Annotated in this window: 15 protein-coding genes; 6 read left to right on the top strand and 9 right to left on the bottom strand. The window is 70.4% G+C overall.

Going from position 1 to position 23187, the window contains the following annotated elements:
• Nucleotides 1–34: 34 nt before the first annotated feature.
• Nucleotides 35–4723 (top strand): hypothetical protein, encoded by a 4689-nt coding sequence (locus ACYVO6_RS00140; RefSeq protein WP_461056285.1) that lies wholly within the window; start codon nucleotides 35–37, stop codon nucleotides 4721–4723.
• Nucleotides 4724–4819: 96 nt separating this feature from the next.
• Here ACYVO6_RS00140 and ACYVO6_RS00135 read toward each other — a convergent pair whose 3' ends face one another.
• The 8 genes from ACYVO6_RS00135 to ACYVO6_RS00100 all read right to left on the bottom strand — a co-directional run bounded on the left by ACYVO6_RS00135 (nucleotide 4820) and on the right by ACYVO6_RS00100 (nucleotide 16478).
• Nucleotides 4820–6370, bottom strand: coding sequence for a GMC family oxidoreductase (locus tag ACYVO6_RS00135; RefSeq protein ID WP_461056283.1), 1551 nt, complete (start codon nucleotides 6368–6370; stop codon nucleotides 4820–4822).
• A gap of 41 nt (nucleotides 6371–6411) precedes the next feature.
• Entirely contained in the window at nucleotides 6412–7977 is a 1566-nt protein-coding gene (locus ACYVO6_RS00130) for an APC family permease (protein WP_461056281.1), read from the bottom strand.
• Nucleotides 7978–8139: 162 nt separating this feature from the next.
• On the bottom strand, nucleotides 8140–9606 hold the full coding sequence (locus ACYVO6_RS00125; RefSeq protein ID WP_461056279.1) for an aldehyde dehydrogenase family protein: 1467 nt from the start codon (nucleotides 9604–9606) through the stop codon (nucleotides 8140–8142).
• Nucleotides 9599–10774 carry an aromatic ring-hydroxylating oxygenase subunit alpha gene (locus tag ACYVO6_RS00120; protein WP_461056277.1) on the bottom strand — a complete coding sequence of 392 codons (1176 nt, stop codon included), beginning with the start codon at nucleotides 10772–10774 and terminating at the stop codon, nucleotides 9599–9601. Before ACYVO6_RS00120 ends, ACYVO6_RS00125 begins: the two co-directional genes overlap by 8 nt.
• An 11-nt stretch (nucleotides 10775–10785) precedes the next feature.
• A complete protein-coding gene (gene solA, locus ACYVO6_RS00115) occupies nucleotides 10786–11940 on the bottom strand; it encodes an N-methyl-L-tryptophan oxidase (RefSeq protein ID WP_461056275.1) in 1155 nt (384 codons plus the stop codon).
• Nucleotides 11941–11985: 45 nt separating this feature from the next.
• Nucleotides 11986–14418, bottom strand: a complete 2433-nt coding sequence (locus ACYVO6_RS00110; protein WP_461056273.1) for a GcvT family protein — start codon at nucleotides 14416–14418, stop codon at nucleotides 11986–11988.
• Nucleotides 14415–15500: an S-(hydroxymethyl)mycothiol dehydrogenase gene (locus ACYVO6_RS00105; protein WP_461056271.1), complete on the bottom strand. Its 1086-nt coding sequence runs from the start codon at nucleotides 15498–15500 to the stop codon at nucleotides 14415–14417. The genes ACYVO6_RS00110 and ACYVO6_RS00105 overlap by 4 nt, the downstream gene beginning before the upstream one ends.
• Nucleotides 15501–15734: 234 nt before the next feature.
• Complete coding sequence (locus tag ACYVO6_RS00100; RefSeq protein WP_461056705.1) at nucleotides 15735–16478, bottom strand: IclR family transcriptional regulator; 744 nt, start codon at nucleotides 16476–16478, stop codon at nucleotides 15735–15737.
• A gap of 291 nt (nucleotides 16479–16769) precedes the next feature.
• Here ACYVO6_RS00100 and ACYVO6_RS00095 point away from each other — a divergent pair, with 291 nt between their 5' ends.
• Both ACYVO6_RS00095 and ACYVO6_RS00090 read left to right on the top strand, forming a co-directional pair.
• The gene (locus ACYVO6_RS00095; RefSeq protein ID WP_461056269.1) at nucleotides 16770–17090 is read left to right on the top strand and encodes a bifunctional 3-phenylpropionate/cinnamic acid dioxygenase ferredoxin subunit; all 321 of its coding nucleotides are present in this window, start codon (nucleotides 16770–16772) and stop codon (nucleotides 17088–17090) included.
• Nucleotides 17087–18277 (top strand): NAD(P)/FAD-dependent oxidoreductase, encoded by a 1191-nt coding sequence (locus ACYVO6_RS00090; RefSeq protein ID WP_461056267.1) that lies wholly within the window; start codon nucleotides 17087–17089, stop codon nucleotides 18275–18277. The genes ACYVO6_RS00095 and ACYVO6_RS00090 overlap by 4 nt, the downstream gene beginning before the upstream one ends.
• A 28-nt stretch (nucleotides 18278–18305) precedes the next feature.
• On the opposite strand, the gene ACYVO6_RS00085 is transcribed toward ACYVO6_RS00090, so the two are convergent.
• The gene (locus ACYVO6_RS00085; RefSeq protein WP_461056265.1) at nucleotides 18306–18833 is read right to left on the bottom strand and encodes a hypothetical protein; all 528 of its coding nucleotides are present in this window, start codon (nucleotides 18831–18833) and stop codon (nucleotides 18306–18308) included.
• Nucleotides 18834–19263: 430 nt separating this feature from the next.
• Between ACYVO6_RS00085 and ACYVO6_RS00080 the strand changes: the two genes are divergently transcribed.
• Genes ACYVO6_RS00080 through ACYVO6_RS00070 form a run of 3 tightly spaced genes read left to right on the top strand, consistent with a single transcriptional unit; the run spans nucleotide 19264 to nucleotide 23168 of the window.
• The gene (locus ACYVO6_RS00080; RefSeq protein ID WP_461056263.1) at nucleotides 19264–22326 is read left to right on the top strand and encodes a sensor histidine kinase; all 3063 of its coding nucleotides are present in this window, start codon (nucleotides 19264–19266) and stop codon (nucleotides 22324–22326) included.
• Entirely contained in the window at nucleotides 22323–22763 is a 441-nt protein-coding gene (locus tag ACYVO6_RS00075; RefSeq protein ID WP_461056260.1) for a roadblock/LC7 domain-containing protein, read from the top strand. The genes ACYVO6_RS00080 and ACYVO6_RS00075 overlap by 4 nt, the downstream gene beginning before the upstream one ends.
• Nucleotides 22764–22772: 9 nt before the next feature.
• On the top strand, nucleotides 22773–23168 hold the full coding sequence (locus tag ACYVO6_RS00070) for a DUF742 domain-containing protein (RefSeq protein ID WP_352373503.1): 396 nt from the start codon (nucleotides 22773–22775) through the stop codon (nucleotides 23166–23168).
• Nucleotides 23169–23187 lie beyond the last annotated feature (19 nt).

Raw genomic sequence — 23187 nt, 5'->3', positions numbered from 1 at the left:
TTCCGAACACGTCCGATTACGAGAGTCCGCCGCCATGTACGAGCTGTCCCGGGTCCGTCTCTACTCCATCGGGCCGGCCGGTGCGCGCTACGCCGACACCGTGCTGGACCTCCGGGGTGTCGGCGAGCCCGTGCCCGACCCCGCGCCCACCCAGGCGGAGTTCTTCGAGGAGGAGCCGGCCGGGCCACCGCGCCGTCCGGCACCCGCGGGCGTGCTCTTCCTGGAGAACGGCGGCGGCAAGTCCGTACTGCTCAAGCTGATCTTCTCGGTGATGCTGCCAGGACACCGGAACACGCTGGGCGGGGCCAGTTCGGGTGTGCTGCGGAAGTTCCTGCTCGCCGACGACTGCGGGCATGTGGCGCTGGAGTGGCAGCACACGCTGACCGGTGAGTGCGTCGTGGTCGGCAAGGTGAGCGAGTGGCGCGGGCGCCAAGTCTCCAACGATCCGCGGAAGTTCGCGGAGGCGTGGTACTCGTTCCGGCCCGGCCCCGGGCTGAGCCTGGACAATCTGCCGGTCGCCGAGGCCACGGCCGTACGGCCACACGTCGAGGGCGTGTCCGGGGCGCAGGGGCGACGCCGCACGATGAAGGGGTTCCGGGACGCGATCACGGAGGCGGGGAAGGCGTACCCGCATCTGGAGGTGCACTGGGAAGAGATCCACGACCGCTGGAACGAGCATCTCGGGGATCTCGGTCTGGATCCCGAACTCTTCCGCTACCAGCGGGAGATGAACGCCGACGAGGGTGAGGCAGCCGGGCTCTTCGCGGTCAAGAAGGACTCCGACTTCACCGATCTGCTGCTGCGCGCGGTCACCGACACCCGGGACACCGACGGGCTCGCGGACCTGGTCGGCGGATTCGGCAACAAGCTGGGGCGGCGGGCCGAGTTGATCGCCGAGCGGGAGTTCACGGCGGGATCCGTGGATCTGCTCGGGCGGATCGTGGAGGCGGCAGAGACACGTTCGCGCGCGCGGGACATCCACACGGCCGCCGAGCGGCGTACGCGCACGCTGGCCCGGCGGCTGACCGCGCGCGCCGTGCAGGAGCGGGCCCGGTCCGCCGATCTCGCCCAGCGGGTCACCGCCGCCGCGCACACGGTCACCGCAGCCGAGGGCGCCCGCTCCAGGAGCGCGCTGATCGCGGCCGAACTCGCCTACCGGCACGCCTCGTTGGCGCTCGCCGGCGCCGAGAAGGCTGCGGCGGCGCAGAAGCGCGAGCTCGCCGACGCGCGCACGCTGCACTCCGCCTGGCAGGCCGCCGAGGCGGTGCTGCGCCACCGGGCCGCCGCGGACCGCTCCGCGCGCGTGGCCGCCGCGATTCGCGAGGCCGAGCGGGATGCCGCGCCCGCGCTCGCCGCGCGCGCGAAGGCCGCCGTCGACCTCGTCCGCGCTCTGCACTCCGCGGCCGAAGGGGCCGAGACGGTCGCCAACGAGGAGGAGGAGCGCTCCGCCACACTCCAGGAGACCGGCGAGGCCGCCCACCGCGACTCGACGGCCGCCGCCACCGAGGCGCAGCGCGCCCGCAGCGAGGTCGGTCACCTGCGGCAGCGGCTCGGCGAGGTCGAGCAGGAGACCGCCGAGGCGGTACGCGCAGGCTGGCTCGACGACACCGCCCCTGACGCCGACCCCGCGCGCGCGGCCCTCGCGGCCAGCGACGCCGAAAAGTCCGCTGTCGCCGCCTGGGACACCGCACGCGAGGCGTCCCGCCGCGCCTCGGAACACGCCCGCGAGGCCGCCGCCACCGAGTCCCGCGCCGAACTCACGGCGGCCCGCGCCTCGGACGCCGCGACGGCAGCCGAGCGCGCGTACGACGCGGAGCGGCGCACCGCCGAAGCCCTGGCGGGCGAGGAACGGCTGGCGGAACTGCTGAGCCTGCCGGGTGCTGGTGTCTCCGGCCACGGCGACGCGCGGCCGATGCCCGAAGGCCCCCTTACCGCCGAGGAGTTGGACCGTTACGCCGACGAGTTGCGGGAGTTGCTCGACGACGGCGTCGCCTCCGCCGAGCGGCAGCTCTTCGAGTTGCGGACCGCGGCGGCCGATGACGCGCGGATTCTTGGCGCCCTCGGTGACGGCGGGCTGCTGCCCCCGGGGCCGGACGTCATGGCCACCGTGGAGTACCTGGGCGAGCGCGGCATCCCCGCGCTCCCCGGCTGGCGCTACCTCGCGCAGGCTGTCGACCCCGTCGACCACGCGCGCGTGCTGACCGCCCGGCCCGAGCTGGTGGACGGCGTCATCATCACGGATCCAGAAACCCACGCGCGCGCCCGCGAAGCCCTCGCCGATGCCGCGCTGCTGCCCCGGTCCGCCGTGGCCGTCGGTACGGCCGCCGCGCTGCTCGCCCCGACGCCAGCCCACGACGCGGGCGACGGCGGTCGCAGCGACGTATTTCTCGTACCGCCGAACCCTGCCATGCACGACGAGCACGCCGCCGACGAGGAGCGGCAGGCGCTGCGCACGCGCGCGAGTGAACGGGACGAGGAGATCCGGGAGTTGGCGGCCCGCCTGGCCAAGGACCGCGAGCTGGCGGCGCGCCTCGCCTCTTGGCGGACCGGGTGTCCGGCGGGGCGGCTCGCCGAACTCGTCCAAGCCGCCCATGAAGCGCGCGCGTTCGCCGAGGAGGCCGAGGCCGAACTCGCCGAGGCACGCACCGTGCGGGCCGAGGCCGACGAGGCCGCCTCCGACGCGGCCCGGGTACGGGACGAGCGCCAGGACGCCGCGCAGCGGGCCCGGCGTGCCGCCGACGCGCTCGCCGGACTCGCCTTCCGGCTGCGCGAACGGGCCGGCTGGCAGGCCAGACTGCGCGAACTCGCCGACGAGGCGGCCGAGTCGGAGGCCCGCGCCCAGTCCTGCCTGGAGCGCGCCCGTGCCGCCGACGAGGACCGGCGCGCCGCCCAGCGCGCCGCCGACGACGCCCGGCGCACGGCCCGCACCCTGCGCGCCGAGCGCGCGGAGATCGCGGGCGTCCCCGACGACGTACCGGAGGACGGGGCGGCGGAGGGCGAGGGCGCTCCCAAGGCAGGCACAGCAGGAGACACACGGAGCGACAAGGCCCCCGACCGCGCCCACCCCAAGCCCTCCCTCCCCGCTCTCCGCGAGGCCTACCGCGCCGCGTCGCAGCTCTACGAGAAGGTCGGCGTCGGTGCCGATCTGCGTGCCGAGCAGACGCGGGCCGAGAGCGACGAGAGCGCCGCGCTCGCCGAGTTGGACCGGCTCAGCAACAAGGTGCGTACGCGCGCGGCCCAGCTGCTGGAGTCACCGGACGGTTCCGACGGGCCGTCCCGGCAGGCCGCCGCCGCCCGGGCCGAGGAGCTCGTCCAGCTGTTGGAGACCCGTATGTCGACCGCGAGCGAGCAGCTCGGCCGGCTGCGCGGCGAGGCCGAGCGGCACGCCCCCGAGGACGGCGAGGCCCATACCGAGCTGCCCGAGGAGCTTCTCCCGCGCGACGCCGAGCACGCACAGAGCCTGCTGCGTACCGCCACGGCCGAACTCGCCTCCCGTACCGAGGCGTTGAGCCAGGCACGCGAGGCCCACGCCGAACTGCTTGACGCCCACCGAGCCGCCGAGGACGCGGCCGGCGGCTTCGACGAGACGGCCGCCCTCCTACGGGACCTCCTGCGTGATCACGCGACGGACGAGGAGCAGGAGGAGCCCGAGCCGTACCCCGGCACCTTCGAGGAGGCCCGGCAGTCCGCCGCCGAGACCCGCCGCTCCCTGCGGGGCTGCGCCGCCGACCTCTCCGCCGCCGAGGCCGCCCTACGGGAGGCGAGCGACGTCCTCGTACGGCATGCCAACTCGACGCGTTACGAACAGGTCCGCACCCCTGCCCGGCAGCAGATCCGCGAGCTGCCCGCCGCCGCGCTGCCCGAGCACGCCCAGAAGTGGGCGGACGCCTTCGCACCCCGACTGCGGGTCCTCACCGATGAGTTGGAGCAGCTGGAGCGCAACAGGGACTCGATCGTGGACCGGCTGCGGGGGCTTGTGGAGTCGGCGCTGGCGACCTTGAGGTCCGCCCAGCGGCTGTCCCGTCTCCCCGAAGGACTCGGCGAGTGGTCCGGGCAGGAGTTCCTGCGCATCCGCTTCGAGGAGCCCGACCAGGCCACGCTCGCCGAGCGGCTGGGCGAGGTCATCGACGAGGCGACCCGCGCGGCCGTCAAGAAGAACTCCGACCTTCGTCGCGACGGAATGTCGCTGCTCCTGCGCGGTGTCGGCGCGGCACTCCAGCCGAAGGGCGTCGCCGTCGAGATCCTCAAGCCGGACGCCGTACTGCGCGCCGAGCGCGTGCCCGTCGGGCAGATGGGCGACGTGTTCTCCGGCGGCCAGTTGCTCACCGCCGCCATCGCGCTGTACTGCACGATGGCCGCGCTGCGCTCGAACGACCGGGGCCGCGACAAGCACCGCCACGCGGGCACACTGTTCCTCGACAACCCCATCGGCCGCGCCAACGCGACGTACCTGCTGGAGCTGCAGCGGGCTGTCTCGGACGCGCTGGGCGTCCAACTCCTCTACACCACCGGCCTGTTCGACACGACCGCGCTGGCGGAGTTCCCGCTGGTGATCCGGCTGCGGAATGACGCGGACCTCCGGGCGGGCCTGAAGTACATCAGCGTGGAGGAACACCTCCGGCCGGGGCTGCCGCAGCAGCCTCCGGCCGGGGAGGGCGAGACGGTGCACAGCGAGATCACGGCGACGCGCATGTACAAGAGGCCAGCAACCAGCGCCCCATAAGGGGCGCGGGGCTGTATCAAATTTGCGGCTCCGCCGCGTGGGCGCGATCAGCCACAAGTGACCCGCAGTCGCCCCACGGCCTCTGCCACAGAATCCTTAGGCGTCCGCTTTCAAGAGATCGGCACACTTCTCGCCGATCATCATCGTCGTGATGCACGGATTGACGGTGACGAGGTCCGGCATGACGGACCCGTCCGCCACCCGCAGGCCCTCGACCCCCTTGACCCGCAGCCGAGCGTCCAGCGGTGCCGAGGCGTCATCGTCGGCGCCCATCTTCACCGTGCAGGACGGGTGGTACACCGTGTTGTGGGTCTTGTGGATGTAGTCGAGCAACTCGTCATCGCTGCGCACATCCGGCCCGGGCGCCAACTCCGCCCCCGCCCATTCGCTCAGCGCGGGCTGTTCGGCAATGCGACGGGCGAGCCGAAGCCCGTACGTCATCACCCGCACGTCGTGCTCGTGCGTGAAGTACCGCGGATCGACCTTCGGCTTGTCCCGGTAGTCGCGCGTACGCAGCCGCACCGTGCCCCGCGACTTGGCCCGCGTCACGTTCGGTGTGAGGCAGAACGCGTTCTCGGACGTCGGATAGCCCCATCGCGCGGTGTTCATGTCGAACGGCACGGAGCCGTAGTGGAACATCAGGTCCGGGCGGTCCAGGCCCGGTTCGGTGTCGTAGAAGATGCCCGCCTCCCACCACTGGCTGGAGGTGGTCGTCATGGGCTGCTTGGCGTCCCACATGATGACGCCCTCGGGGTGGTCCTGAAGGTTCTCGCCGACGCCGGGGGAGTCGAGCACCACCTCGACGCCCACCTCACGCAGATGCTCGGCCGGCCCGATGCCCGACAGCATGAGCAACTTCGCGCTGTCAATCGAGCCGCAGGACACGATCACCTCACGCCGGGCGCGCACGGTCCGCGTGTGGATCAGATCCGGGTCCAGGTACTCGGCGCCCACGCAGTGCCGCCCGTCCAGTACGAGCTTCTTGGCCCGCACCCCGGTCCGTACCTCCAGGTTGGGCCGCTTGCCGAGGATCGGATGCAGATACGCCACCGACGAGGACTGCCGGGTGTTGTTCTCGTCGGAGTTGATCTGGAACCAGTTGGCACCGCGGACCACGGTCCTGCCCGTGTTGAAGGCGACGGTCGGAATGCCCGCCTGCGCGCAGGCCTCCAACAGGGCCGTGCCACAAGGGTCGTCGCTCTTCAACGTACGCAGCTTCACCGGCCCCGTACGCCCGTGATGTTCGCCCGGCGCATCGTTGGACTCCAGGCGCTGGTACAGCGGGAACAGATCGGCCGCGCTCCAGCCCGTACAGCCCGCGGCCGCCCAGTCGTCGAGGTCCTCGGCCGGTGCCCAGAAGGCGATGCAGGAGTTGTGCGAGGAACAGCCGCCGAGCACCTTGGCGCGGGCATGCCGCATGAAGCTGTTGCCGCTGGCCTGCAGCTCGATGGGATAGTCCCAGTCGTAGCCGGAGTCCAGCAGCCCCATCCAGCGCTCCAGCTTCAGGACGTCGTCGTCGCCGACATCGCTGGGCCCCGCCTCCAGGACGCACACCGTGACGGACGGGTCCTTGGAGAGCCGGGCCGCGACCACGTTCCCCGCGGTGCCGCCGCCGACCACCACATAGTCGAACTCATCTGCGTTCATGGGGGGTTGACCTCCTTGAGTCAGATCCTCGGGCCACTCGCCTACTCGGACGCCGGCGACGCGGCGGGCGGCACGGCCGCGGGCTGCTGCAACTGGTGCTCGGCGAGCACCCCGGTGCGGTGCCGCTGCACGAACCAGTAGTAGGCGAAGCCGCCCCCCATCACGATGCCGACGAACAGGACGGCGCCCCAGCGCAGATACCAGTGGTACGGGGCGGTGGCGTTGTAGACGGCCGCGCGCGGCCAGATCAGGTTGATCATCATGGCCGCGCCCCACACCACGGCGACGATGTTGACGAGCAGCCCCCAGCGGCCGAGCGAGAACTTGCCGTCGCCCGCGGGCTGCCACTTGCCGCGCAGCCTGGCCACCAGCATGGGGCCGGTGACCAGCAGATACGCGAGGTAGATCAAGATGATGCCGATACTGGTGACCACGGTGAAGATCTGCGGCTGGCGGATGTTGACCACCAGGATCGCCAGCGCCAGGACGCCGATGATCACCGCGGGCACGATCGGGGTCTGGAAGCGCGGGTGGACCTTGGCCAGCTTGGAGGAGGCGGGCAGGTTGTTGTCCCGGGCCATCGCGAAGGCCAGCCGGATCGCCGCCGTGTGCACGGCCAGGGCGCACACGGTGACTGCGATGAACACGCACCACAGCATGGCCTTGCCCGCGTCCTCACCGAGCACGTTGAGGACGATGTACTGCAGGCCGTCCGTGGACAGCTCCTCGCCCTTCAGGCTGGACACGCTCATCAGCGCGAGCAGCAGGATGAGCCCGCCGAGGAGGAACGAGGCGACGATGGCGCGGATGATGGCGCGCGGCGCGTTGCGCGACGGGTCGAGGGACTCCTCGCCGAGCGAGGCGGCCGTGTCGAAGCCGTACATCACGTATGCGGACGCCAGCGACGCGACCAGGAACGCCCCGAGGTAGCCGCCGGGCTGGCCCGCTCCCGTGCCGTGCGTCTCCAGCACGACCTGCGGTCCACGGGTGATGTGCACGGCGAACAGCACGATCAGTACGACGGTCGCGATCAGCTCGATGAAGACGCCCGCCGTGTTGATCCTGGCCATCAGCTTCACACCGAGGGCGTTCACCAGGGTGGTGAAGAGAATGAGTATGGAGGCCAGCAGCACGGCGTTGGTGGCGACGTCGTACTTGCCCGTGCCGTCGCCCACGAACTGGAATACGGAAGAGATCTGAGGAAGCGTCAACTGATACGCAAGGGCCACGGCCGCGATCGACACGATCGAGGCGATGAGCATCGTCCAGCCCGCCAGCCAACCTATGTGGGGATTGCCCACCTTCTTCGACCAGTTGTAGACCGAGCCAGCCACGGGATAGCGGGCGGCGAGTTCGGCGAAGCACAGCGCGACCATGAACTGGCCGACGAAGACCATGGGCCAGGACCACCAGTAGGCGGGCCCGCCGCTGCCGTAACCGAAGTAGAAGAGCTGGAAGGTGCCGGTCAGAATCGAGATGTAGCTGATACCGGCGGCGAAGGTGTGGAAGTTGCCGAGCGTGCGTTTGAGCTCGGGTTTGTACCCGAACTCGGCGAGCTCGGAATCGTCCTGACTGTGCTGCTCGGGTGGCTGAGCGGTGGTGGTCATGCGCGGACTCCTGGGGAGAGGGGAGTTATCCCGGGCGGGAGGGGAGCGCGGCTCGTGCGGGGTCGTTGCCGTACGTGGTCGTTGTCTTACGGGTCTGGATCTTGTTGGTGATGTACGTGGCCTGAATCATACGGACGTGCGAGCCATGGATCTTACGCATGATCACGCGAACCAACCCTGTGGGCTGGGATTCGTCGTCCGCCAGATGTGCTTGGTCTCGCGATACTCGGCGAGACCGGCCGGCCCGAGTTCCCGCCCGAACCCGGACTGCTTGAAGCCGCCCCACTCCGCCTGCGGGACGTACGGGTGGTAGTCGTTGATCCAGATCGTGCCCAGGCGCAGCGCGGACGCCACCCGGTGCGCCCTGGCCTCGTCGGACGTCCACACCGCGCCCGCGAGACCGTAGATCGTGTCGTTGGCCAGCCGTATCGCCTCCGCCTCGTCCGTGAACCGCTCCACGGTCAGCACCGGCCCGAAGGACTCCTCCTGGACGACGGACATCCCGGCCGAGCACTCGTCCAGAACGGTGGGCGGGTAGTAGAACCCGTCCGCGTACGGCGGATCCGTCGGCCGCTTCCCGCCGCAGCGCAGGACCGCCCCCTCCGCCAGCCCTTGGGCGACGTACGCCTCGACCTTCGCCCGGTGCGCCGCCGAGATCAGCGGGCCGGTCTGCGCCCGCTCGTCGAACGGCCCGCCGAGCCGGATCTCCGAGGCCCGACGTACGACCTCGTCGACGAACCGGTCGTGCAGTGAGTCCTCGACCAGCAGCCGGGCCCCCGCCGAACAGACCTGCCCCGAGTGCAGGAAGACGGCGGTCAGCGCCATGTCGACGGCCGTCTCGAAGTCGGCGTCGGCGAAGACGATGTTGGGGTTCTTGCCGCCGAGTTCGAGGGCGATCTTCTTCACGGTCCCGGCCGCCGCGGCCATGAGCCTGCGGCCGGTCTGGAGACCGCCGGTGAAAGAGATCAGGTCGACGTCCGGGTGGTCGCCGAGCGGCGCTCCGGCCTCGGGTCCTGCGCCGAGGATCAGATTGGCCGCGCCCGGGGGCAGCCCGGCCTCCTCCAGGAGGCGCATCAGATGGATCGCTGTGTGCGGGGTCAGCTCGCTCGGCTTGAGGATGAAGGTGTTGCCCGCGGCCAGTGCGGGGGCGACCTTCCAGGCCGTCTGGAGGAGCGGATAGTTCCAGGGCGTGATCAGCGCGCAGACACCGACCGGCTCGTACACGACCCGGCTGTCCACCCCTGCCGTCCCCGTGTCGACGACCCGGCCCGTCTCGCTCGCCACGAACCGGCCGAAGTAACGGAAGCAGTTCACGATGTCGTCGATGTCGTACGCGCTCTCCACCAGGCGTTTTCCGGTGTCGAGGGACTCGGCGCGGGCCAGCGCGTCCTTGTCGCGTACGAGCAGGTCGGCGACCCGCAGCAGCAGGTCGCCGCGCTCATTCGGCGGTGTCCGCGGCCAGGGGCCCTCGTCGAAGGCCTGTCTCGCGGCCGCGATCGCGTCGGCAGTGTCCCCGCCGCCCGCCTCGTCCACCACTGCCACAAGGGAGCCGTCGGCCGGGCAGCGGATCTCGCGGGTCCGTTTCTCCCGCGCGCTCGTCCACGCGCCACCGATGAAGAGATCAGCCATTCATGCCTCCCAGCATCCCTGTGAGCCACTCGTGGAATATCCCGATGTGGTGTTCGGTGGGCACCAGCACCCCGCCGCGCCGGTAGGCACGGGACGCCATCGCGGGCTGCGTACGTTCGCAGGCCTCGAAGTCCTGAGAGTTGACTCGGTGGAATAGTTCCACGGACTTCGACACGTCGGCGCCGCTCTCGACGACCTCGGGTGCGTAGAGCCAGTCGCACTCCACGACCGTGCGGTCCTCGGCGAGCGGGAACATGCGGTGCAGGATGACATGGTCCGGTACGAGATTGATGAAAACGGTTGGTTTGACCGTGATCGCGTAATAACGGCGGTCCTGGTCCTCCGCCACCGAGGGCAGCTTCGCGAAGCCCACGCTGCCGTCGACGGTGAACCCCTTGACCTCCTCGCCGAACTCGGCGCCGTGGCCCACGTAGTACTGGGCGGCGTATCCGTCGGCGAACTCCGGGAGTACATCGGTGAGTTCGGGGTGGATGGTCGCGCAGTGGTAGCACTCCATGAAGTTCTCGACGATCAGCTTCCAGTTCGCCTTCACGTCGTATGTGATGCGCTTGCCGAGTGCGAGGTGCTCGGTGCCGTAGTGCTCGATGGCCGCCACGTCGCCGAGCCGCTCCACGGCGGCGCCCATCACCGTCTCCTCGAAGGACGGCGGCTCGTCGGCCAGGCAGACCCAGGCATAGCCGAGCCACTCCCGCAGCGCGACCTTGACCAGGCCGTACGTGGTGCGGTCGACGTCGGGCATCTTGGTGAGGTTCGGCGCCGCGACCAGCTTGCCGTCGAGGTCGTACGTCCACGCGTGGTACGGGCACTGGAGGTTGCGCCGGACTTCGCCCGCCTCCTCCACGCAGAGCCGGGCCCCACGATGGCGGCAGATGTTGAGGAACGCGCGCAGCTCTCCGGTGCGGGAACGGGTGATCAGTACGCTCTCGCGGCCGACCTGGACCGTGCGGAACGCGCCGGGTTTGGCCAGGTCGGCGCTGCGGACCGCACAGAACCACATCGACTCGAACAGGCGTTCCTGTTCCCGCCGGAAGATCTCCGGATCCGTGTAGTAGTGCCCCGGCAGCGTCGCGATCAGGCTGGGCGGGAGCTCCCCCGCGGAGACCGGGTTCGTGGTCACCGGGGTCGGGGAGATCGGGGTCGTCGTCACGTGCGTACTCCTCAGGCGGGCGCGGCGGCGAGGCGGCGGGGGTCGAACAGGCCGATCGGGTGGTCGGTCGTGCCCTTCAGGGCCAGATCGGCGAGGATCTCGCCGACGACCGGCACGAACTTGAAGCCGTGCCCGGAAAACCCGCAGGCCACGGTCACGGACTCTGGATGCGCCGGGTGGCGCGCGATGACGAAGTGCTCGTCCGGAGTGTTGGAGTACATGCAAGTGGCGGCCTTGAGGAAGGTGCCGGGCAGGTCGGGGATGCAGCGGGACATGTGGTCCGCCATGGCCTGTATCTCGTGCTCGTGCACGGCACGGTCGATGGTCTCCGGAGTGCACTCGACGCCCTTGCGGAAGAAGGCGACCTTGGCGCCCAGCTCCAGGCCGTCTATGGCCGGGAAGCCGTAGACCTGGACTCCGGCCGCGTCCTCCCAGATGTAGATCGGATGCTTCTCGGGCACAAAGGGCTGGACACCTCCGGCAGGCTGGAACCAGTACATGACCTGCCGCTCGATGGTGAACGGCACCCCGACATCGGTGAGCAGCTGCGGCGCCCACGCGCCCGGGCAGATCACCAACTGGCCCGCTGTATACGTGTTCTCGGCCGTGTGGACGCGTACGCCGTCCTTGTACGGCTCCCAGCGCGTCATCGGCTCCTCGAAGTGCAGCTCGGCGCCCTGCCGGGTGGCGAGCTGGAGATGAGCCGCGACCATGCTCTCGGGGCGGACCAGGCCGGCCTTGGGCTCGTAGAGCGCGACCTCGTCGTCGTCCGGGTTCAGGGTCGGGAAGCGGCGGCGGATCTCGGCCGCGTCCAGCATCTCGTGGGGCAGATCCCACTGCGTGGCGGAGCGCAGTGAGCCGGAGACGGTCAGCGAGTCGGGCGGGCCGATCATCACGCCTCCGCAGAGCGTCGCGATGTCCCGGCCGGTGGCCCGCTCCACCTCGTCGTACAGCTCGTAGGCGCGCAGCAGCAGCGGCACGTACGCCGGGTCCTCGAAGTAGGACTGCCGGGTGATCCGCGAACCGCCGTGACTGGAACCGCGGTTGTGGACCGGGCCGAACTTCTCCAGGCCGAGCACACGGGCGCCGCGCGCGGACAGATGGTGGGCGGCGGCACTGCCCATTCCGCCGAGACCGATGACGATCACGTCATACGTGGGGGACACCGGGGCCTCCTTGGTCTTGTGGTCGGTCTTGTCTATTGATCGTTCTCAGCGGCGGATTCGGTTCATCTTCGGGTCGAAGAGTGGCTCGTCCACGACGGTCGCCGGGACCTTCTCGCCGAAGTACTCGATGTGCACGCTCGCCCCGGTCGGGAGCACGGGCAGCCAGGCGTATGCGACGCACCGGCCCAGCGTGTAGCCGTACGAGGCGCTGGTGACATAGCCCGCCGGGGAGCCGTCGACGTACACGGGCTCCTTGCCGAGGACGACGGACGCCGGGTCGTCGAGGAGGAGGGGGGTGAGCCTGCGCGTGGGTACGCCCAGCGACTCCAGGGCTGTCTTCCCGGTGAAGTCCCCCTTGTCCATACGGACCGCGAAGCCCACCCCGGCCTCGTACGGGGTGTGCTCGTCGGCCATGTCGACGCCCCAGGCGCGGTAACCCTTCTCCAGGCGAAGGGAGTTGAAGGCCGAGCGCCCGGCCGCGATCACGCTGAGCTCCTGGCCCGCCTCCCAGAGGGTGTCCCAGAGCCGGAGTCCCAGGTCGGCGGTGGTGTAGAGCTCCCAGCCCAGCTCGCCGACGTACGACAGGCGCATGGCGGTGACCGGGACATGGCCGACGTACGTCTCCTTCGCGCGGAAGTAGCCGAAGCCCTCGTGCGAGAAGTCGTCGCGGGTCAGCGGCTGGACGAGGTCGCGGGCGAGCGGACCCCAGACGCCGACACAGCAGGTGCCGGACGTGATGTCCCTGATGTGCACGCCGTCAGGTGCGCGCCGCGTCAACCAGTCCAGGTCGGCGGGGGAGTTGGCGCCCACCTGGAAGCGGTCGGGGCCCAGACGGGCGACGGTGAGGTCGGAACGTATGCCGCCCGTCTCGTCCAGGAGCAGGGTGTAGGTGACCGCGCCGGGCTTCTTGCGGAGGTTGTTGCTGGTCATGCCGTGCAGGAAGTCGAGAGCTCCGGGGCCGGTGACTTCGAGGCGACGCAGGGGCGTCATGTCGTACAGGGCGACCTTCTCGCGCGTGGCCTTCGCCTCGGCCGCGGCGATCGGCGACCAGTAGCGGGCCGACCAGGGGTCGCGTTCGGGGAGGTCGCCGAGCGCCTCGACGAGCGGGGCGTTCGCCTCGTACCAGTGCGGGCGCTCCCAGCCGCCGCCCTCCAGGAAGTAGGCGCCGAGGGCCTGTTGGCGGGCGTAGAAGGGGCTGACCCGCAGGGGCCGCGGCTGCTCCATCGGCTGGAGCGGGTGCAGGACGTCGTACACCTCGACGAACTGCTGCGAGCCACGGCCTTGCACGTACGAGGGTGAGCGCTGGACGTCCTCGAAGCGGGCAAGGTCGCATTCGTGCAGGTCCAGGGACGGGCGGCCGTCGACCATCCACTCGGCCACCGCCTTCGCCACGCCCGCGGAGTGCGTCACCCAGACGGCCTCGGCCAGCCAGAAGCCGCGCAGCGCACGCGATTCCCCGAGGACCGGCATGCCGTCCGGCGTGAAGGAGAAGACGCCGTTGAAACCCTCCTCGATCTCGGTCTCGCGCAGCGCCGGGATCAGCCGGCGGCAGTCGTCCCAGCTCGGGGCCCAGTCCTCCTCGGTGAAGGGGTACGAGGACGGCATCTCCATGTCGTTCGCTCGTGCCTCGTCGTACGGGAGGACCGCGAACGGGTCGATGGGGAGCGGCTTGTGGGCGTAACTGCCGATGCCCAGGCGGTCGGTGTGCTCGCGGAAGTAGAGGTCGCGGTCCTGGAAGCGGAGGATGGGCTTCGAGGCTTCTTCGGTGGCTTCGCCGAGTTCGGGCAGGGGCTTGGTCTTCGCGTACTGGTGGGCGAGCGGCTGGAGCGGTACGTCGACCCCGGCCATGCGGCCGATGACCGGGCCCCAGAAACCGGCGGCGGAGACCACGTGGTCGGCGGTGAAGGTGCCCTGGTCGGTGACGACCGACGTCACACGGCCGTCTTCCTGCTCGATGCCTGTGACTGTGTGCCGGTCCAGAAAGCGGGCGCCGCGGCTGATGGCCCGTTCCATCTGGGCGCGGGACGCGAGCAGGGCGCGGGCCAGTCCGTCCTCGGGGGTATGGAAGCCGCCGAGGACGGTCGATTCGTCGATAAGTGGCCAGAGTTCCTTGCAACGGGCAGTGCTCACGATCTCGCCGCGTATGCCCCAGGAGGCGGCGTAACCGGCCCTGCGGTGCAGGTCGGCCAGGCGCTCGGGGGTCGTCGCGAGTTCGAGGCCGCCGACCTGGTTGAAGCAGGAAACGCCGTCCATTTTGAGGGAGTTGAACTTCTCGACCGTGTACTGGGCCAGCGCCGTGAGCGTCCTGGACGGGTTCGTCCGGAAGACCAGGCCGGGGGCGTGCGAGGTCGAGCCGCCGGGAGCGGGCAGTGGCCCCTGTTCGAGGACGGTGACGTCGGTCCAGCCGCGGGCGGTGAGCTCGTCGGCGAGGGAGCAGCCGACGATGCCGGCGCCCACGATGACCACGCGGGGGCTCACAGGACCACCACCGAGCGGAGCACCTCGCCGCGGTGCATCTTCGCGAACGCCTCCTCGACCTGCTCCAGCGCGATGGTCTCGGAGACGAAGGCGTTCAGGTCGAGCAGACCGTAGAGGTACTGGTCGATGAGGAACGGGAAGTCGCGGCTCGGCAGACAGTCCCCGTACCAGGACGACTTGAGGGCGCCGCCGCGCGAGAACACGTCGATCAGCGGGAGGTCGATCCTCATCTCGGGGTCGGGGACACCGACCTGGACCAGGGTGCCCGCGTGATCGCGCATGTAGAAGGCCTGTTTGTACGTCTCCGGGCGACCGACGGCGTCGATGGCGATGTCGACTCCGAAGCCGTCGGTGAGCGCGCGGACGGCCTCGACGGGGTCCGTGCCGCGGGAGTTGACGGTGTGGGTGGCACCGAACTTCTCCGCCTGGTCGAGCTTCTTGTCGTCGATGTCGACGGCGATGACCTTCATGGCGCCGTTCAGGCACGCGCCCGCGATCGCCGCGTTGCCGACACCGCCGCAGCCGATGACGGCGACCGTGTCACCGCGGCCGACGTTGCCGGTGTTCACGGCCGCTCCGTAGCCGGCCATCACACCGCAGCCGATCAGGCCCGCGGCCTCGGGGCGGGCCGCCGGGTCGATCTTGACCGCCTGTCCGGCCGCGACCAGGGTCTTCTCCGCGAAGGCGCCGATGCCGAGGGCGTTGCTGAGGGGGGTGCCGTCGATGAGCGTCATCGGCTGAGTGGCGTTGCGCGAGTCGAAGCAGTACCAGGGGCGGCCACGGCGGCAGGAACGGCACGTGCCGCAGGGCGCCCGCCAGGCGAGCAGCACATAGTCGCCGGGTGCGAGGTCTGTGACGCCGTCGCCGACGGTTTCGATCGTGCCGGCCGCCTCATGGCCGAGGAGGAAGGGGAAGTCGTCGTTGATCGCGCCCTCCCGATAGTGCAGATCCGTGTGGCAGACCCCGCAGGCCTGTACGGAGACGAGCACCTCACCCGGGCCGGGATCGGGCACCACGATTGTCTGCACCTCGACGGGTGCGCCCTTTTTCACAGCGACTACGGCACGGACCTCGTGTGGCACGACCAGCTCCTCTGCTGTTGCGCAATGCACGATGGGTTGCGCTATGGGAGACATGGTGAGAACGCCATCAAGGGGCCGTCAAGAGGTGTGGGTTAACCCTTGGCAAAAGGAATCGGCCACCCGAAACACGGCCGACACACAAGAGCGCGGGGCCGGGTTTCCCCGGCCCCGCGCTCTACTTGGCGTCCGACTGGTGTGCGGCCCGTCTCCGGCTCGCGTCCGGAGCGTGTTCCGTCAGAAGCCGTATCCCATCCGGCGCGACAGATCGGCCGCGGCCTCCTCCGTGCGCTTGGCGAGTTCCGGCAGGCGGTCCGAGTCGAGCCGGTACACCGGCCCCGAGACGCTGATGGCGCCGATCACCTTGCCGTCGTGCGCGCGCACCGGGGCGGCTGCCGCGGCCAGGCCTCGCTCCAGCTCCTCGATGGCCATCGCGTACCCCTGGTCGACGATGGCCTCCAACTCCGAGCGCAGCGCGGCCGTTCCGGTGATGGTGCGCTCCGTGAACCGCGGCAGTGTTCTGGCCAGCAGCCCTTCGCGCAGCGTCGGCGGAAGGTGGGCCAGCAGCACCTTGCCGCTGGAGGTGGCGTGCAGCGGCGTACGCCTGCCCAGCCAGTTCTGGGCGGTCACGGACGCGGCGCCGCGGGCCTGCATGATGTTGACGGCCGCGTCGTCGTCGAGGACCGCGATGTTGACGGTCTCGCCCAGCTCGTCCGCGAGCTCGCGGCAGACGGGCACGCCCTCCTGGGAGATGTCGAGACGCACTGCCGCCGCCCCCGCCAGGCGGAGTACGCCGGCCCCCAGGTAGTACTTCCCTCGGTCCTTGGCCTGCGCCACAAGGCCGCGATTCTCCAGCACTCCGAGGAGCCGGAAGGCCGTGGACTTGTGCACCTCAAGCTCGTCGGCGATCTCGGTGACGCCCGCCTCACCGAGCCGGGCGAGGATCTCCAGCACGCTCACGGCGCGGTCCACCGACTGCACGGCGCTGCCCGCGCCCTTGGTCTGCTTCTCCGATGTCTCCTCGGTCTGCTCGGCCTGCTTCTGAGTGCGGGTCATGGCTCAACTCTCACCACCTGGCGGCCCTGATTGGACCGCATCTGCGGGAAGCCCTTGACGTGGCGGGCATCCCGCGCGGATTCTGTTGCGCATAGCGCTCCCTCGTGCGCCATGTGAAACATAACGTTACCGAAGAGTCCGTGACCGGCGTAGGTCGCGGACCAGACCGGACCTGACAGTCCCGGACTCAAGCGTCCTGGACCGAGAGGGGGGCCCGTGATTCCCGTCTGCCGCCTTGATGACCTCCCCGAGGGCGAGTCCGTCCGTATCGACACGACGCCGCCCATCGCCGTGTTCAACGCCGATGGCGAGCTGTACGCCATCGATGACACCTGCACCCACCAGGACGCCTCCCTCTCCGAGGGCTGGCTGGAGGGCTGTCTGGTCGAATGCCCGCTCCACGCCGCCTCATTCGATCTCCGCACCGGCCAACCCACGTGCCTCCCCGCGCGCCGCGCCGTCCGCACCCACCGCGTCACCGTCGACAACGGCGTCGTCCACGTCCACGTGGCGGCTCAGGAGGGCACGGCGGCATGAGGACCGTGACCGTCGTCGGTGCCTCGCTCTCCGGTCTGTACGCGGCTCGCGAGCTGCGTGCTCAGGGGTTCGACGGACGCCTGGTGGTCGTCGGGGACGAACCGCATCGCCCCTACGACCGCCCGCCCCTGTCCAAAGATTTCCTCACCGGCCGGGCCGATGAGGACCAACTCGCCCTCACCGACGCCGAGGAGACCGCCGAACTCGACGCCGACTGGCTCCTCGGCGTACGCGCCCGCGCCCTCGACGCCCGCGGCCGTACCGTCCTCCTGAACGACGGCCGCACCCTCTCCACCGACGGCGTGGTCATCGCCACCGGCGCCTCGGCCCGGGGACTGCCCGGCTGCGAACTCACCGGCGTGCACACCCTGCGCACCCTCGACGACGCCCGTGCCCTGCGCGCCGAACTGTCCGCCGGCCCCCGGCAGATCGTCGTCATCGGCGGCGGCTTCATCGGCGCCGAAACCGCCTCCTCGTGCGCCGCACTCGGCCACGACGTCACGGTCGTCGAAGCCGCACCGCTGCCGCTCGTACCCCAACTCGGCCCGGCCATGGCCGCGGTGTGCGCCGCACTGCACCGCCGCGGCGGTGTGGACCTGGTCACCGGCACCGGCGTCGCCGCCCTGCGCGGCACCGTGGCGATCACCGGCGTGGAACTCGCCGACGGCCGTACGCTGCCTGCCGACGTCGTGATCGTCGGCATCGGTGCCACCCCCACCACCGACTGGCTGGCGGGCTCGACACTCGCGCTGCACGACGGTGTGCTGTGCGACGACGGCTGTGTGACGGGGCTGCCGCAGGTGGTCGCCGTCGGAGACGTGGCCCGCGTCGGCGGCACCCGCGCCGAACACTGGACCAGCGCCACCGAGCAACCTCGCGTCGCCGTACGCAACCTCCTCGCCGGGCACACCACGGAGACCGTGCGCCCCGTGCCCTACTTCTGGTCCGACCAGTACGGTGCGCGGATCCAGTTCGCGGGACGGCGGCTCGCCACCGACACCGTCCGCATCGTGGAGGGCGCGATCACCGACGGCGCGCCGGACGAGGGCGGCTTCCTCGCGCTGTACGAGCGCGAGGGCCGCACAACGGCGGTGCTCTTCGTGGACCGCCCGCGCCCCTTCATGCGGGCCAGGCGCGAACTGGCGCGCGGGGCAAGCGCGGTGGAGGCGGCAGCCGCCACCCGGTGAGCTGGTCTTGAGATTCCGGACCAGCTCACTAGGAGTGCGACAACTGGCCCGCGCCGCCCCGACGGCGTATCCGCTCCTTGGCCCGCTCGGACGCCCGCTCCTGGCGCCGTGCCTTGCGCCGCTCGCGTCGCAAGGCACGCGCCGTGCTGCTCGGCGTCGACACCACGCCGTTGCGCTGGATCCACACCTGTCGGGTCACCCACACGTCCAGGGCGCCCCATGTAGCGACCACCGTGCTCGCCACGCTGCTCAGGACCATGGGGAACGCGAGCCAGGAACCGGCCAGCGTGCACAGGAAGGCCACCATCGCCTGGATCAGCGTGACAGCGATGATGATGACGGCCCGCACCGCGGACGTACGCACCGGATCGGGCAGCCGTGGTCTGCGCGCGGGCTCCTCGACCCACAACGGCCGGTAGTACGCCCGCTCTTCCTCCTGTTGCTCCTCCTGCGCCGGAATGTCGCGATCCGGCGCCTCTGCCTGGGCATCCCGCTCCGCCACCGCCGTTGCCCCGACGCTCAGCTGGGGCGTCTCGCGCCGCTCTGCCGTGCCCATCAACTTGTCACTCCCCACCGCCCAGCAGCCCCTCGCTGGGGTGTCACAAGACATCAACACCCCACGGCTGCCCGGCTTGCGCCGTTTTATGCCACCTGGGTGCGGCATGCGGCGCCTGAGCCGATTCCGTCCCCAACTCCCATACATACAGACGATCGACGTACCCCGAAGATTCCCAACGAGCGAAAAATTTCAGCCAACTGACCAAGTTCCCTGACAGGTTGGCGTTCGGCGTTCTGTGCCGGAATCGGGGAGGCAATCTCCCCCAATGAACGGACAACTGCGGATGTCCTGTTCCTGTCGAGACGGTGAAGCGGACGGAGTCCGTCCGGACGGGCCTTCGAGTTCCCTGTGTGTCGGTAGTAGGCTCACGCCGTTTGTTGACGCACATGTGTACCCCCGTCCGGAGGGGGTCGAGCTGGGGGAGGCCATGCGCTTTCGCGGGAAGTCCATCCGCCGGAAGATCGTGGCGCTGCTCATCGTGCCGCTGGTGTCGCTGACCGCGATCTGGGGCTTCGCCACGGTACTCACCGGGCGCGAGGCAGGTGAGCTGTTCGACGCTTCGTCCGTCGTGGAGAAGGTCACTTATCCCACCGAGGACACCGTCCGTGTCCTGCAGCAGGAACGCCGCCAGAGCCTCGTCTACCTCGCCGACCCCCGCGCCTCCGACGGGCTCGCCGCACTCCGTCGCAGCCGGGCAGCCACCGACGACGCCATCGCCGAGATCCGCAGAAACGCCGAGAACTCCGACGTACGCGACGCGGTGGGCGAGGGCACCGGCGGGCGGCTGACGGCCATGCTGGACTCCTTGGACGGCATCGAGCCACTGCGCCGCAGCGTCGAAGAGGGCACACTCACCCGGGCCAAGGCCCTGGAGCTCTACAACAACCTCGTCGAGCCCTGCTACGTCGTGCTCGGAAACCTGCATGTGGTCGACGACGTGGAGATGGACAAGCAGCACCGGGCCCTCGTCAACGTCGCCCTCGCGCGCGAACTGCTCTCCCGAGAGGACGCCCTGCTCGGCTCGGCGCTGGTCGTCGGCAGGATCTCCTCCGAGGAGATCCGCGACATCTCCGACCTCGTGGCCCAGCGCGACCTGATGTACGACAGCAACCTGCCGCTGCTCCCCTCCGCGGAGCGCGAGCGCTATCAGCGCTTCTGGAGGAACGCCGCCACCGCTCCGCTGCGGGTGGCCGAACAGGCAGCCATCTCCTCCGAGTCCGGCAAGTCCCGTGGCGTCACCGCGAAGAGCTGGGACACCGAGGCCGGCAACGTCCTCGACGAGCTGGGCACCCTCAACGACGAGGCGAGCGACCGCTACCAGGACCGCGTCCGCCCGATCGCCGTCGACGTCATCGTCAGGGCGGCCATCGCCGGTGTCCTCGGTCTGATCGCCCTGCTGGTCTCGCTCTTCCTGTCCGTACGCATCGGTCGCGGCCTCATCCGCGATCTGCGCGGGCTGCGTCTGGAGGCCCACGAGGCGTCCGGGGTGCGGCTGCCCAGCGTGATGCGCCGGCTCTCCGCGGGCGAACAGGTCGACGTGGAGACCGAGGTGCCGCGTCTGGAGTACGACAAGAACGAGATCGGCGAGGTCGGCCAGGCCCTCAACACCCTCCAGCGCGCCGCGGTCGAGGCAGCCGTCAAGCAGGCCGAACTGCGCGACGGCGTCTCCGAGGTCTTTGTGAACCTCGCCCGCCGCAGCCAGGTCCTGCTGCACAAGCAGCTCACCCTGCTCGACACCATGGAGCGCAGGACCGAGGACACCGACGAACTCGCCGATCTCTTCCGCCTCGACCATCTGACCACCCGTATGCGCCGCCACGCCGAGGGCCTGGTGATTCTCTCCGGCGCGGCCCCCTCCCGGCAGTGGCGCAAGCCCATCCAGCTGATGGATGTCGTCCGCGCCGCCGTCGCCGAGGTCGAGGACTACGAACGTATCGAGGTACGCCGACTGCCGCGCATGGCCGTCACCGGTCCCGCGGTCGCCGACCTCACCCACCTCGTGGCCGAACTCCTGGAGAACGCCACGGTGTTCTCGCCCCCGCACACCGCCGTCCAGGTGCTCGGCGAACGCGTCGCCAACGGCTTCACGCTGGAGATCCACGACCGTGGCCTGGGCATGGCCCCGGAAGCGCTCCTCGACGCCAACCTGCGGCTCGCCGAGACCCCGGAGTTCGAGCTGTCGGACACCGACCGGCTCGGCCTGTTCGTGGTCAGCCGCCTCGCCCAGCGGCAGAACGTACGCGTCTCCCTGCAGCCGTCCCCGTACGGCGGGACCACCGCGGTGGTGTTCATCCCCGACGCGTTGCTCACGGACGACGTGCCCGACACCAACGGCGTGGGCTTCCGGCTCGACCGGGCGCTCCCGCCGAAGCAGGGCGACGAGAACCGCAAGGCGGCGCTCTCCCAGGTACCGCTCCAGCTCCCGGGCCTGCCGGCCTCCATCCTGGACGGGCCGGTCGAACTGGAGGCTCCCGTCGACCTGGGTGCTCTGAACGACTTCCCGGGTGCCCTGGACGACGAGGACAGCGAGCGCGGCGGCATCTTCCGCCACCGTCGCTCCATCGCGGGGGGCCCGGTGGAGCAGCACCAGCAGGCACGTGAGGCCCCGGGCGAGCCGGCTCGCCCGGGCGACGGCGACCACCCCGGCGAACCCGCGCAGCTCCCGCGCCGCAGGGCCCCGAAACTCGTCAGCTCCCACGGCCGCCCCGTCACCCAGACGAAGCCGCGGCGCGTGGAGCCGACGGAACGCGCGAACGCCGAGGAGCCGACGGAAGCAGCGGAATCGGCTGAGGGGGCGGCCGAACGAGGGGGCGCCCTGGAGGAACTGCCGAAGCGCACCCGAGCCGCCAAAGCCAAACGGCTGCCGTCGCGTCGCGCACCGGCGGATCCGCTTCCCACCGGCCGGAGCGAGCCCGGTGCCGCTCCCGACGCGGGCACCGAGCCGGCGGACGGTGGGGTCGGGCTTGGCCGGACACCGGACCGTGGCGCCGAGCCCGGCAAGATCCCGGACCGTGACACCGAGCCCACGGGCAGCACCCGGCCGGCCGACCGCGGCCCTGAATCCGCAGGCCGCCGCCTCGATGCCGGTGAGGCACCCACCCGCGGACCCGAACGCACCGAAGCCTCGGCCCGAGGCGGTGAGCCCGGCGAAGCCCCGCCCCTCCCCAATCGCGCGTCGCGTCGCGGTACCGCGACGGGCGGCAGCCGCACAGGCGCCCCGCCCGCAGGCGGCGGCACCGGCCCGCTGCCCCGACGCGTACGGCAGGCCAATCTGGCCCCGCAGTTGAAGAACGGACCCGACCGGCGTGCCGAGCGCGACGCGACCCGCACCGGGAACGGCGCGGAGGCCACCGAGCGCGACGCCGACCAGGTACGCAGCCGTATGGCCTCGCTCCAGCGCGGCTGGCAGCGCGGCCGAGAGGAGAACGCCACGGGCGACGGGGCCCAGGACGGCACAGCACAAGGAACGACTAAGGGGGACGGTCGATGACCGCACCGAAGGACGCCGGCCACATCAGGACCAACAAGGCGTCGGGCGAACTCAACTGGCTCCTCGATGACCTGGTGGATCGTGTCGCCAGCATCCGTAAGGCACTCGTGCTCTCCAGCGACGGTCTGCCCACCGGGGTCTCCAAGGACCTGACCAGGGAGGACAGCGAGCACCTCGCCGCCGTCGCCTCCGGATTCCACAGCCTCGCCAAGGGCGTCGGCCGCCACTTCGAGGCGGGCAGTGTCCGGCAGACGATCGTCGAGCTCGACGACGCGTTCCTGTTCGTCACGGCCGCGGGTGACGGCAGCTGTCTCGCCGTACTCTCGGACGCCGACTCGGATGTCGGGCAGGTCGCGTACGAGATGACGTTGCTGGTCAAGAGGGTCGGCGCACATCTGGCACAGGCTCCGCGCACCGATCTGCCCGCAGGCGGGTAGTGGGATGGCATGAGCGGAGACGGTCAGGGGATGTCCCACTGGTTCGACGATGAGGCCGGACCGGTGGTCCGTCCGTATGCCATGACACGCGGCCGCACCACCAGCGCGGCCCAGCACCGCCTCGACCTGATCGCGGTGGTCGTGACGGAACCGCATGCCGACGAGCCGGGAGCGGCGCAGACGCTGTCCCCGGAGCACGAGGACATCGTCGAGCTCTGTCGCGACGCCCCGCAGTCGGTCGCCGAACTCGCTGCCGAACTCGACCTTCCCATCGGAGTGGTACGTGTCCTCATAGGAGATCTCGTGGCTGACGAAATGGTCCATGTGACGCGTCCGGTACCCCCCGCCGAGCTGCCGGACGAGAGTATTCTGCGCGACGTGATCAACGGGCTCCGGGCGCTCTGAGCAGCGCGGAAGCGGGGAA

The organism is Streptomyces pseudoechinosporeus, assembly GCF_054783935.1.
The sequence above is the reverse complement of the archived record's forward strand: the minus strand, read 5'-3'. Positions and strand labels throughout refer to the sequence as shown.